A 13,270-nucleotide genomic window follows, 5' to 3' on the forward strand; every position below is an offset into this window, starting at 1 on the left:
ATATTTCTTCACAATTGTGTATAATTATCAATGCTTTTTATCTTACTTTCTCATGGCTCTTTCTAAGTTTCTCGATCCAAAGCTGGACCTGACCTTTAAGAAAATTTTTGGTACTGAAAAAAATAAGAATATCCTTATCCATTTTTTGAATGATATTTTGGGATTTACTGAAATAAATACTATACAAGATGTCGAATTCCTTAGCACCATTATGGATCCTGAAATTGCCTCTGATAAGCAGAGTATTGTTGATGTCCTGTGCAGAGATTCCACTGGGGCCAGATACGTGATTGAGATGCAACTCGCTCGTGATAAAGGCTTTGAAAAACGCGCTCAACTTTATGCTGCTAAGGCTTACTCGAGGCAAGCTGATAAAGGTGGTAAGTATATTGATTTAAAGAAGGTTTTCTTTATTGCTATTTCTAATTGTAATTTATTTCCTGATAAGCTTGATTATATATCTAGCCATACCATAAGAGATGAAAAAACTAACGAGCATGACTTAAAAGATTTTCAATTTATCTTCATTGAGCTGCCAAAGTTTCCTAAAAGCAGGGAAGAGCAGCTAGAAAATGTAATAGACCGTTGGCTATTTTTCTTTAAATATGCAGAAGAAACAACTGATGAAGATTTGAGAAGAATAGCAGAAAAATCACCAATAATAAAATTAGCATATGATGAGTTAGATAAGTTTCATTGGAATGAGAAGGATCTCCTAGCTTATGAAGAAAGGGTAATGGATTTACAGAAAGAAGCTGCTATCTTGGAACAAAAACTCGATGATGCTACTCACAAAGGTAGACAAGAAGGCATCCAAATCGGCCATGAAAAAGGCAGAGTGGAAGGTCGCAAAGAAAGGGATATTGAAGTAGCCAAAAACTCACTCAAGGCCAGTGTCCCTATAGATGTTATAGCTCAAATTACCGGTCTCTCTCATTCTGAAATTTTACAACTCAGGGAAAAAACATAAATACTACAACTTATTCACTTCAACATTTATGAAAATCTTTCCTCAGTTAAACATATCCTATAATTAAGAGTCTAATGAACTGTCTAAAACAGCTATAAAGATTGCACATAGAATTATATAAATTACTATCATAACGTTACCCAAACTTCTATATCAAAGCTATGTGCTATAAGTTCAATATGGAAAACACATTAACCACTTAGCATTTAATGTCTACTTCATCCATTTTAGTATTAGGACCATCAAACTTGGTCTGGTATCCCTAATTATTTTGGCTACCTTCACTTTAAATTTTCCACTACTTGGCATTTTATAGCTGCACCTCTTATATTATAACCTACCTATTGATATTACCTCCAAGCTTGGTTACTCCTATCTCAGAAAGACAAGTTGATACTTCTGAATGGCTGTGAACTGAAGCATTACTTAAATAACTTTGAGGCTCTAAACTTATCTGCTGTTTTTTTGTACCATCAACTTCTAATCTACCACCTCTGTTGTGTAATATCTGCTCTATTGATTGATTTAGCAGACCCTTATTAAATTGAGCTATAAACTTTTCAAATTTCTTCGGACTTAATTTACCAGCTTCTTTACCAGAACATGCTTTCTCTACATATGAGTTGAAAATCCCCGAAATCTCATCAAATTTACCACTCATGATTTTTCCTGTAACTTCTTTCTGTATTTCCACAAAATCAATATTTAATCGATGCATTGACACACCACTTTTTAATCCAGCTTGCTCTACTACTTTCTCAAATCCCTTTGTAATATTGAGTGTATATTCCTGTGCCTCTAGTGGAGATATAGACTGATCTATTGTAGAAATATACTTTTGACCTGTAACCCTTCTAATCAATAAGTCAAATAAAGTTATTGTACCATTAAAGTCAACCTGTGATAGATAGTGATCTCCCATTTCTAATATTGTATTTCTATCCTTAGGCTTAAATTTAACAGGTGCTTGCCTTTCACACATTCGTTTTAGATTTGCATTTACATAATCGACGTTGTCTCGAAAGAAACCTCCATTTTCTTGTCTTTTATCTGTACCATCAGATGGTAGTGTGGTACCTGTGAAACTACTATTACTTATCGACGCTTTGGCAAATTGCCCATCAACTTGTGATAATGAACTTGCAGTCCCCTCAGATTTAGAACTCAATAATCTACCTACAGAGCTTTTCACCCGACTAAATAAATCATTTATCCATGAAGATGGTTTTGCGCCACTGCTTGTTGCTATCTGAGGTTGGTCTATAGCAAGGGGTTTGCGTGATAAGTTATGAGAATTGTGATCTCCATGGTGATGACGGCGTTTGCGTTCTCCTCTTCCTCCCCTGAGCTTTTTTTCTAAGTATTCCACAATATTATTGTGCCCCTTGTCTTTCGCAATATCTAGCGGTGTTTTACCGTAATTACCTTTAGCACCAAGATTAGCATGAGCATCGACAAGAACTTTTACTATATCAGGACTGTTGGTATCAGCACCATAATGTAAAGGTGTCCAATTGTCTTTGTCTTCAGCGTTAACATTTGCACCACGATTAAGAAGTAATTTGACTACATCTATCCTGTAGTTTTCAACCGCTCCATGCAATGGAGTTGCTTGATATTCTCCGTTTTTAGCTTCAATATTAGCACCGTTATCAAGAAGGAGTTTAACTAGGTTTAAATCACCGATTTCAGCAGCTGAATACAGTAGTGTATTACCGTTCTTGTCATTGGTATCAATGTTAGCACCCTGAGCAATAAGACCTTTAGCTTCATTAAAACCACCGCTTTCCACAATAGTCAACAATTTTCTATCTAATTGTACTTGCTTCAAAATTCCTGCTATATCTAGGTAACCTTTTCGAGTAGCCAAATCTAAAGATGTTTGGTTATAAATATCTCTAACTTCAATGTCAGCACCTCTGCCAAGAAGGAGTTCGACTGTATTTAATTTGTTTCCTTGTATAGCTACATGCAATGGTGTCCAACCATTATTGGTTATATTATTAATACCGCTAATATCCTTGTCTAAAAGAAACTTAACTATTTCAAGATTACTACTGTACTGGGCAGCTACATGTAATGGTGTATTACCATACACATCTTTAGCATTAATATTAGCATTGTTATTGAAGAGAAACTCAACTACACTAAGTTTATTACGAGAAGCAGCAAAGTGTAAAGGCGTCCAACCGTACATGTCTTTAGCATTAATATTAGCCTTCTGATTAATAAGATCTTTAACTTCATTAAGACCTGTATCTTGCACTGCAGCTAACAATTTTTTATCTAATTCCGTTTGCTTTAGAAACTCTGCTACACTTGTGTTATTCTCTTGAGCAGCTAAGTCTAAAGGTGTTTTACTATCCTTATCTTTAACACTGATATCAGCTCCTTTGTTCACAAGAAATTTTACCACATCTAAAGCATTGTAATATACAGCATAGTGCAGAGGTGTCCAATCACTACTGTCTTTAGTATTAACGATAGTTTCTTTATCTGAAAGAAATTGAAATATATCATTAAATAGACTCATATTACCATTGTAAACGGCATAGTGCACGGTAGTCCAGCTTGTTGAGAATTTATCTTTATCTGCAACGTCATCTTGATTTCTTTCAGCAGTTTTATCAAGGAAAAGATTAACTATATCCCACTTGCCATTTTTAGCAGCATATTGCAGCGGTGTATAACCGAACTTATCTTTTTCATTTATGAGAGACTTTAATCTTTCTCTTTGGCGAACTGCTTTTACTAGTTCATCAGGTTCTGAATACAAATTATCTTCAAAATTCATACTTTCAATTTTACCTATAAGAAACCTAATAGAACGCAATTTGCCTTCTTGAGCAGCAACATGAAAAAGTGTTTGGCCATCGTTATTTTTAGCTTCAATGTTAGCTTCGCACCCAGCCTTCTTTTGGCAAATCTCTGAAGCTTTATTAATCAGACCTTGTATTTCTGCTATATCAGACAAACTAAACCTGTCTAATCTCCGGATTATTATTGGTTCTAACCCTAAATCGAATTCCAATGTAGAAATCCTATAAGACTCAGAATTATTCCAATTTTTTACATTGATTACATGGTTAGATACTTCGTCGGAAAACACCAAATCTGTATTACTACTGGAAACCCTAATCTGATCTGGAGTAATATCTTTTAATATCACTACTCCTATGCGTTCTTCATCTTGCCCCACCGAAGTTAAAGTGCCATCTTGATTATGTGTGATACTGATAGACTTAGTGAAATCTATAACATATTCTTTTATAATTTTTTCATAATCATTCTTAAGTTTATCTTGATAGTCCATTATTCCATCAACCTCTTGCTGTAAACCTAAATATGAAAAAAAATTACCATTGTTCCACAGAAGAAAATTAACATCTCTCCATTTACTTTGGTCATTATAAAAATCTTCTACTCTAATAATAAAAGGAATCTCACCTTCTCTCGTTAATAAGAGATCATCTTCATCTTTATATTTCTCGATATCTTCAAGATTAGAATCAATCACTACATGATCACCTTCAAAATCCTTAGGCAACAAAAACATATTCTGAGTCTGTGTGGCATGGAAAAAGGGAGATAATTTGCCACTTTCTACGGAAGAGCCAGCACATGACATTGATTGTACATAAGGAATAAAGGTTTCTCCTTTACTGTTCATAACCATAAGGTGCCTATAGCTGTTACCCTTAAGATAATTTCTTACTTGAACATGAGTATTACTATAGTTTAAATGCAAGTTACACTGTTGAATTGAAAACTCCTCAGGAACTTCTGGCATAACCAACATATCTAATTTTTTATCATCTGAGTTATTATCAATAATAATCTCTCTTTTCTCTGTGTTGCTATCAATAACATACATATCACTTCCATTTCCACCTCTAGCAAACATACTCCTTTGGTCAAAATTTATTATATCTTCTCCTGAAGAACCAAATACCATATGTTGGAATGCGCTATTGCTTTGTAGTTTTGCTCTAACAACACCAAAGACTTTATAGTCCTTATTATTAATGAGTATTTCCTTGTAATGATTTTCTGCAGCATCAAAGCTATCAAGAGAATGTTCTGTATGTAACTCGAACGAGTTAATTTTTGTAATGGATGATTCTAGTTTCTCAATTTTAGGAATAATATTACTACCATTTTTATCTATCAGCATAAAATTAGGTTGATTACTGCCTTGCTTAATATAATTTGTAATATCAAGGGTATATTGATTACCTTGACCCAGCCCTATTTTTAAAGATAAAGTATTATTAGTCGAGAAATAAGATATTTCATCACAATCATCTAGCAGATTAGTTTCCGGAAAGATTACAGTTCCCGTTCCTTTTACATCAATTTCTGAATATAAATCTTTAGCCTCGTAATCTGTGGTTTTTATATAAAAGGTATAATCATTTTCTGCACCTGTAACTTTAGTGTATGGCGCAATAGCTACTTTTTTACAATTATCAACTGTATCCTTCTCATTTTTGCTCAAACCTCCACCACTATTTATAAAGACGTCACGATTATCGTTTCTAGTAAGGCGCCTAGAATTATATGTACATAAAACATTATCTGTCTTATTTTGCCTTCCAATATAGCTATACCTGAAAGCATCGACATTGCTATCAACATAATCATTGATCAATCGATGAAGATTTGTTGTTATAGCTCTTTCCATAAAAGTCCGGATGTGATAGGATAAGGGTAGATGATGATAAGGAGGTTGAATGCCAGCAGCATATAGTTATGATTTAAGAAAAAAAGCAATGGAAGCGCTAGACGAAGGAGAAAGCAGAGAAACAGTGGCAGCAAGATTTAAGATTGGAAGAACTACTTTATGGGAGTGGCAGCAAAGAAGAAAAGAAACAGGAGACTTTCAATCAAAAAAACTTGGAAATGGGGGTTACAATCACAAAATTACCGACTGGGATACCTTTGCCAAATTTGCCAGAGAACACGGAGGAAAGACTCTATCGGAAATGGCTAAACTTTGGAACAACGTTAGTATCCAAACGATCTATCGAGCCCTTAAAAAAATTGGATTTACGCGCAAAAAAAGACATATGGATACAAGGAAAGAAACGAAGAAAAACGTGCTGAATTTTTGAAAATTATAGCGACAAAAGAACCTAAAAACTTAGTGTATATAGATGAGTCTGGCATTGATAACACCGAAGACTACCCCTACGGATATTGCCAGAAAGGACAGCGGTTTTATGCCTTAAAATCTGGAAAGAAAACTCAACGAATCAGTATGGTTGCAGCCTTAAGTGGAAGAAAGATAGTTGTTCCGTTAACCTTTGAAGGCCACTGTAATATGGATGTTTTTAATGGATGGTTTGAGCAATTTTTGACACCGATCTTGGAACCTGGACAGACTGTCATTCTTGACAATGCTACTTTTCATAAGTCTGATAAGATTATCGAGCTTGCTAAAGGGGTTGGTGCAGAAATTTTGTATCTGCCGCCTTATTCTCCAGATTTCAACAAAATTGAGCATCATTGGTTTGCTATAAAAAACAGAGCCAGGAAAAACATTCCTCTATTCGAATCCTTTCGTCGTGCTGTTGATTCTGCCTTCCTATGACCTGTTCGGACTATTATGAGAAATGCTATACTTAGCGGAGCTAAGCGGGGTTCAGAATAAATGGCCTCGAGGTGAACAACTAACTTTAACCCGAAAGGGAAGGAGGACAAGAGCATGTATGTAAAGCGAGAGTTATCTGAAGATGTGTAAGGTAACGGCTTGCAACACCTGATCAATATGGTTAAAGCTAAACTGCTTGAATTCTAATCTTCAGGGGTGGGATTTCACATCCATGGGTATCACATTTAAAACCCCATGTCTACAGTAAGCACAAATTAAACTTTCGTTTGTGTGACATTCTGGCTGTAGAACGATAAGTAGTGAACTTATTTAAGAGCATAATAGATGTCGCAAAGATAACAGATGGGGCAAGGAGCTTAGGGTTAACTCAAGGAAAAATAGAATACGGAAGAGATATAGTAAAGATCGGTAAAAGTGAGGTAGAAATTATAACGGAAAATGGCATAAGGCATTACACTAATCTTGCAGACAATAGTAATATAGTGTTAACTTTCTCTACTAGTTTAGGAGAATTAGAAGTTAATTTGTACCCTGACAAGCAAGATAAAATAATAGTAGAAGTTAGTAACAAAAAGGAAATACTGGAAAAGTTCAAAAATTGTAAAGAAGAATTAGGTGAGAATTGCTCGCTTGGTGGATATTGGGTCTACGATGCTATTAAACAGGGATATTTTGAAAGGTCTGGAAAACTTTGTCAATCTTTTGAAACAATTAGTCTATCTAAAAAAGTCTCAGAAGGAGTCAAAGCAGCGGTAAAAGGTTTAAAGTGTGGTGATATAGTGAGTTCTTCATCCAGTAATATATTTCCTCCAAAAGCGATTATGCAGGAAGGTAAAGCAAGAGTACCAGGAGCATGAACTCAAAGTTGCTTAGGGTCAAGTTTTGAGTATTTTACTAAAATAGCTTTAACATTTTTTGGGGAATGTTTTAAATCCTATGGTGATGTTAAGTTAATAGCTTAAGAGATATTCTAAAGGAGTTATCTTATTTAAAAAATTACTTGGACGCTTATAGTTTTTTGAGCATAGCCTTTCATGTTAGATTCAAAGAAGACTGAATAGGCTGCTCCACACTTTCTACTTTCTCGAGCTTGGTGTTGGGCTTAAAGGTATTGACCTTACCCAGAAAAAGTGGAGAGAAAGTTTGGAATGTTTTTTACAAAAAGAATGATGCATCAAATTGTTCTGGAATGCAATAGTTAATAGTGACGTTGTTTGTTATAAAAAATTTCTATGTATTCAAATATTGCAGTTCTAGTTTGTTGAGCAGAGTGTTGTGAAGTATCAATAAGTATTTCTCTTTTCAATGAGCTAAAGAAGCTTTCTGCAACAGAATTGTCGTAACAACAGCCTTTATTACTCATCTATATTCTTTACAGCTAAGAGATATTGATACCCTTGCGCAGTATATTGTGAACCTTGGTCACTGTGCAGCAGTAGATTTTTAACAGGTTTACGCCTATTAATGGCCATTAATAAAGAGTTCATAACCAATTGTTTATTTATTGCACTACTCATTAACTACCATACGTGAGAATTATTGCTGCCAAATATAGCCATCCCTCCTTGGTTTTGATGTAAGTAATCCCATACTTTATTTGGTTGATCAACAATAAAGTTTTGATCTAATATATTGGGAGCTACAGCTCTATTATCTGTTTGTTGTTTTTTAATTTTAAACTTTCTTCTCAGTATAGCCCTGATGTCATTTTTCTGCATAATACTTTGCACCGTTTTCAAATTGCAACTTTTACCCAAAGCCTTCAATTCAGCATGAATTTTAGGAGCTCCATATCTACATTTAGAAACTTGATATATTTTTTGAATAGCTTCGAGTAGCTCTTTATTTGCTGATTCTCTACTGCTTATTTTTCTTGTGGTCCACTTATAGTAGCCACTAGCAGAAAATCCTACATAATTCCTGTACTTTATAGCAGTTACTATATAAAAAAATATTTTACTCTTTTTGACTGGCCAGGGCTTTTTTTTAAATGTCTCTTTCCCTTGTTACTCTTGCTTTGTAAATCAAACCTCTCTTTGTCGTAAGGAGCCATGTTACCTCTACCTGGAAATGCATCTGCTGCCGACTTTTTTTCGTTGTGTTTCTTTATCCATTTTCCTAATAAACCACCCTTTATTCCTAAATCCTTTGCTATTTTTGTAATTGTTTGACCTGCCTTTCTTTGTTCATTTGCCAGCTTAACAGCTTCCAATTTGAATTCTGCCGTATATTCTCTTGCCATTTCTAATCCTCCAAAATTTTATTTTACCCGAAAAAACTCCTTTCTTTCTCTCCACTTTTTCTGGGTAAGGTCAAGAAGCCTATTGTCTAATTATGTACCTAAATTTTATTACGGCACTTTCACTACTACTTTAACGAGTGAGCTACCTTTCTATAAAAGACCTATCGACTGTTGCAATTATAGGCGTAAACAAGAATGATAAAAGAGTACGAGATTGAGTAACTATGTACACTTCTGCTGGCATACCAGGGTATAGGTATACGTTTTTAAACTGAGCAAGCTCTGGTTTTGGTATCACTACACGTACTGAATAATAACGCCCTAGCCTTGGATCATCAAGGGCATCGGGAGAAATATTGCTTACTATACCATTAATTAAACTTAAACGACGTGCACTGTAAGCACTTAAACGAACTTTAACCTTTAGCCCTTCTAGCCCATCAATAGAGACTATGTTGCTATCTTTCTTTTGTGCTGACAGTATCTCTTCTATGTTTCTGGTCTGAATTTTAGCATCTATTATTAGGTCATCATCCGATGGCACTACGCTCATGATCGGAACTCCAGATTGTATAACACCACCTTCAGTATGGTATCTTATATCTGTGACTATCCCATCTTGAGGCGATTTAATTATTGTACGTGCTAATGAATCTTCAGCAACCATCAGTCTCTCTTTCAAGTCTGCAATAGACGTACTAACTTCCTTAAGTTCAGCGTTTGCTCTTTCTTGAGAATCATTTCTCACGTTTATAATTTCTAATTCGTTCTCTCCAATTTTTTGCTGCACTTGAGATATTGCAGAACGGTAATGTCCAACTCTGCCTTCAATTTCAGCAAACTGCTTTTCTAAAGCTAAAATGTGTGGTTTGCTTATATGGCCACTATCAAGTAATTGTCTTTTTGTTTCCAACTCCTCAGTTATCAAGTCATATTGCTTATGAGCTGCATTTAGTTGAAAGTTTAGCCCCGCTAATTCATCATTTAACTGCTTTATACGTTGTTGCAGTATGTCTGTTTTTCCCAATATGCTCTTTCTCTGAGAGTTGAACAACTTTACTTGATTCTTTATCGCTTTATTTACAAGTTCATCGTGAGATAATTTTTTAACCTCATCAGGAAACTCGAGCGTGTCCAAATCTACTCTGATTGCAAGAAGCCTTGCTTCTGTTGCTAAAAATGATAAGAGCTTCTCTTTGATGATACTTAAATTCGCCTTCTCGTTAACATCACTCAACAAAACTAGAGGCTCATCTTTTTTAACTGCTTGACCCTCTTTTACTAAAATTTTGCTTATTATTCCTCCGCCCAAGTGTTGAACTATTTTTCTATTTGAAGATACAATAACTTCTCCACTTGCATGCACCGCACCGTCAATTGGAGCTATAGCCGACCAAATACCACCTATCCCAAAAAAGATGAGTATTACTACCAGACCAAAAAATAGTGGTCCCCATGTTACTTTCAGGACTTCATTTACGTTATTACTTTCGCGTTTTAAAATAAAATTTATCACTGCATCAATCAATGCAAACGTCTTATCCAAAAATTTTGGGTACTTCTTCTTTTTATTTTTTGCTCCTTGCATATTTATATTATCACCATGGCCAATCAAGCCTGTCAAAGAAAATCCAGCGCTAAGCTTTTTTAACTTACTTATCATAATACTACTGTGAATTTGTGTTAACTCAAGATAACACACAAAAACAAAGAATCTATAATTTAAGCATTCCATTTAGACTGTAGAGCACCAGAATAAACTATTTAGTAACAATTCCTGCATCAACTATGTTTTTAAAATTTTTTGACGTTTAACTTTATTATAACTTTTTCTTTATTTTGTGAATATCTGAGTTACTTATATTATGTAAGAAATCTATTGCCAACTAGTCAATATTCTGTTAGGAATTAAGATAATATAAAGTTATTATGCTTAAATTGGAAAGCAGAAAGTTCCTGATTACTGGCGCATCAGGCGGAATAGGGCAAGCAATTGTAAAAATTATGCACAAAGCCGGAGCAACTTTATGTATTTCTGGCACAAAAAAAGAAGTGCTCGAAGAAGTTGCTAAACAATATGAAAAAAACATGCATGTACTCCCTTGTGATTTATCAAATGCTGAGGAAGTAAATCAACTAATAAATAGAGCAAGTGAGCTGATGGAAGGCTTTGACGGGCTCGTATGCAATGCGGGTATTACGCGAGACAGTTTATTATTGAGAATGACAGATGAAGCATGGCAAAAAGTAATTGATATTAACTTGAGCTCTACATTTAAGCTGAGTAGAGAAGCATGCAGAAAACTAATTAAGAATAATTGGGGAAGAATTATAAATATTTCCTCAATAATAGGGCTGACAGGAAACGCCGGGCAAGCAAATTATGCGGCGTCTAAAGCTGGAATAATAGCTATGAGCAAATCCATAGCAAAAGAAGTTGCAAGTCGTAATATAACAGTAAATTGTATTGCTCCTGGGTTTATAGATACTAAAATGACTGAAGTTTTAAATGAAGTACAAAAGGGAAAAATATTAGATAATATTCCAATGAAAAGAATGGGAACAGGGGAAGAAATAGCAGCAGGGGTCTTGTTTTTAGCAAGTGATGAAGCAAAATATATAACAGGGCATGTGCTCAATATTAATGGTGGGTTATTTATGTAGCAACACTTATGTATGGACAAATTATAATTTTTACTTTAAAATAAAAAATGTGTAGGTGTAGGTTTAGGTTAATTTATTACTTAGAGGCAAAAAAATGAGCTCTATAATGGAATTTTTTAGTGTTTTTTGCGTAGTATTGCTTTTCTCTTTCTCAGGTTATGCAGCTGACCCTGATATGGATGACACAACTAAAGTAATATGCAATATTATTGGTTATGTTTGGGGGATAGGCGGTCCACTTATGACGGTAGTAATAATTGGTGCAGCTTTGCTTGCAATATTTGGCAGGATGCCGTGGCCAGCCCTCTTTGCTCTTGGCATGTTCTGTGGTGTATTTTTTGGCGCTAAAACTATCATAACGAAAATTATGCCCAACGTAAGCGATGAAGCAAAAACTATGTTGGAAAAGTGTGGACAAAAATAATCCAAAAAGTGCAGAAATGCTTTTTTGTTATCCATTAAACCGCTTCATATCTTCAACTTGCAACAAATAAGGGCTATCTTTTGGTAAAGTTTTAACAGCTAGCTCAGCATATTTTGTAAATTGCTTTAAATCACCTTCAATACAAGCCTTTTTTGTCAAGGCAAAATAATGCATTGCCGTATCAGCTTCACATTTATATGCAATGCTTAAATACTTCCAGACAAAAGCGTTATCTGGTTCTACATTCAAAATCTGCTCCAGGTAAAAAATCGCCTTTTTTGCATCACCTTGTAATAATAAAGTATGAGATAATGCAAGTTTCACTAAATAACTGTTTTTCTCAGATAAATACCTAAGCGATTCCTCATACATTTTTATTGCTTCACTTAAATTTCCGGCCTTGTATAGCATTTCTGCTTTTAATTCATATAGGTATGGGTCATTGCGTGACTCTTGAATCAATGAATTAACTTTAGCAATAGCCTCTTCTATCTTTCCTTGCCTATAGCAAACTATAGCATTTACATACTCAGAATTATTTTCATATTTATTAGATAACACATGAATAGGAGCAAAGAAAGAGTCTAGCTTGGCAACCACACGCTCAAACTTTAGTAACTTATCCGCAAAAATTGGTTTTACGTTGTTTTTAACCTTATAATTTTGTACAGCAAATATACGTTTCTCACTAAGTGGGTGAGTGCGGAAATATTCCTCGGTGTTCTCATGCTCAATACTTTTAAAATAATCAAAAATCTCTTTCATACCTGAATTATCATAGCCAGATTCATCAAGATACCTTAAAGCATAGCTATCTGCTACACTTTCTTGCTCTTGAGAATAGTTAAAAAATAGCCTTGAACTAAACGCTACACCACTAAGCAAAATTGCACCAGCAACCTGAGGGTTAATGATAATACTAGAAACTAATCCTACCATATAACTAATCATTGCTATCGATTGAAAATAACCCATAGCACTACTCATTTGCAATATATGACCAGCAGATATGTGAGCAATCTCATGTGCTAATATACCAAGCAGGACATAAGGTTTAGCCGAATATTGTAAAAGTCCTAAATGAATGAAAATACTGTTATTGTTAATTACAAAAGCATTAATCGAATTGTCATTAATTATAAAAACTTTTATTTGCTCATGATCAATATCCGCAGCAGAAAATAAAGGTTGCGCTAGCTCTTTCACTATTGCTTCCACTTCACTATCTCTAATAATGTTAATAGAGTAAGCATTATTACAATATGCAAAAAAGAACAATAAGGTCAAAAACTTAGCAACTCTAAACATGAAAATTCTGTGCTTGTATAATTTATAGAAATTCTATATTTTAACACT

At 34.5% G+C, this 13,270-nt stretch carries 8 protein-coding genes and 1 pseudogene; 5 read left to right on the forward strand and 4 right to left on the reverse strand.

Annotation, left to right across the window (positions count from 1 at the left end; translation table 11 throughout):
• Positions 1 to 52: 52 nt before the first annotated feature.
• On the forward strand, positions 53 to 970 hold the full coding sequence (locus ACQH2Q_RS02035; protein ID WP_265024227.1) for an Rpn family recombination-promoting nuclease/putative transposase: 918 nt from the start codon (positions 53 to 55) through the stop codon (positions 968 to 970).
• 337 nt (positions 971 to 1,307) lie between these two features.
• On the opposite strand, the gene ACQH2Q_RS02040 is transcribed toward ACQH2Q_RS02035, so the two are convergent.
• Entirely contained in the window at positions 1,308 to 5,654 is a 4,347-nt protein-coding gene (locus ACQH2Q_RS02040) for an ankyrin repeat domain-containing protein (RefSeq protein ID WP_425383554.1), read from the reverse strand.
• A gap of 49 nt (positions 5,655 to 5,703) precedes the next feature.
• Here ACQH2Q_RS02040 and ACQH2Q_RS02045 point away from each other — a divergent pair.
• Both ACQH2Q_RS02045 and ACQH2Q_RS02050 read left to right on the forward strand, forming a co-directional pair.
• A protein-coding gene (locus ACQH2Q_RS02045) for an IS630 family transposase (RefSeq protein WP_264705388.1) occupies positions 5,704 to 6,563 on the forward strand; the annotation gives its coding sequence in 2 pieces (ribosomal slippage) (positions 5,704 to 6,028 and positions 6,028 to 6,563; 861 coding nt in all).
• A gap of 320 nt (positions 6,564 to 6,883) precedes the next feature.
• The gene (locus tag ACQH2Q_RS02050; protein ID WP_405196805.1) at positions 6,884 to 7,441 is read left to right on the forward strand and encodes a hypothetical protein; all 558 of its coding nucleotides are present in this window, start codon (positions 6,884 to 6,886) and stop codon (positions 7,439 to 7,441) included.
• 298 nt (positions 7,442 to 7,739) lie between these two features.
• Here ACQH2Q_RS02050 and ACQH2Q_RS02055 read toward each other — a convergent pair.
• Positions 7,740 to 8,826, reverse strand: a pseudogene (locus ACQH2Q_RS02055) (IS3 family transposase).
• Positions 8,827 to 8,968: 142 nt separating this feature from the next.
• Positions 8,969 to 10,489, reverse strand: a complete 1,521-nt coding sequence (locus ACQH2Q_RS02060) for an HlyD family type I secretion periplasmic adaptor subunit (RefSeq protein WP_174516815.1) — start codon at positions 10,487 to 10,489, stop codon at positions 8,969 to 8,971.
• Positions 10,490 to 10,755: 266 nt separating this feature from the next.
• On the opposite strand from ACQH2Q_RS02060, the gene fabG reads away from it, so the two are divergent.
• A complete protein-coding gene (gene fabG, locus ACQH2Q_RS02065) occupies positions 10,756 to 11,490 on the forward strand; it encodes a 3-oxoacyl-[acyl-carrier-protein] reductase (RefSeq protein WP_425383555.1) in 735 nt (244 codons plus the stop codon).
• A gap of 94 nt (positions 11,491 to 11,584) precedes the next feature.
• Entirely contained in the window at positions 11,585 to 11,914 is a 330-nt protein-coding gene (locus tag ACQH2Q_RS02070; protein WP_155968336.1) for a TrbC/VirB2 family protein, read from the forward strand.
• A 27-nt stretch (positions 11,915 to 11,941) separates the two neighbouring features.
• Here ACQH2Q_RS02070 and ACQH2Q_RS02075 read toward each other — a convergent pair whose 3' ends face one another.
• Positions 11,942 to 13,222: a M48 family metalloprotease gene (locus tag ACQH2Q_RS02075; RefSeq protein WP_425383556.1), complete on the reverse strand. Its 1,281-nt coding sequence runs from the start codon at positions 13,220 to 13,222 to the stop codon at positions 11,942 to 11,944.
• Positions 13,223 to 13,270: the final 48 nt, after the last annotated feature.

Origin of the sequence: Wolbachia endosymbiont (group A) of Melieria omissa (genome assembly GCF_964031125.1) — a bacterium.
GTDB classification, from domain to species: Bacteria; Pseudomonadota; Alphaproteobacteria; order Rickettsiales; family Anaplasmataceae; genus Wolbachia; species Wolbachia pipientis.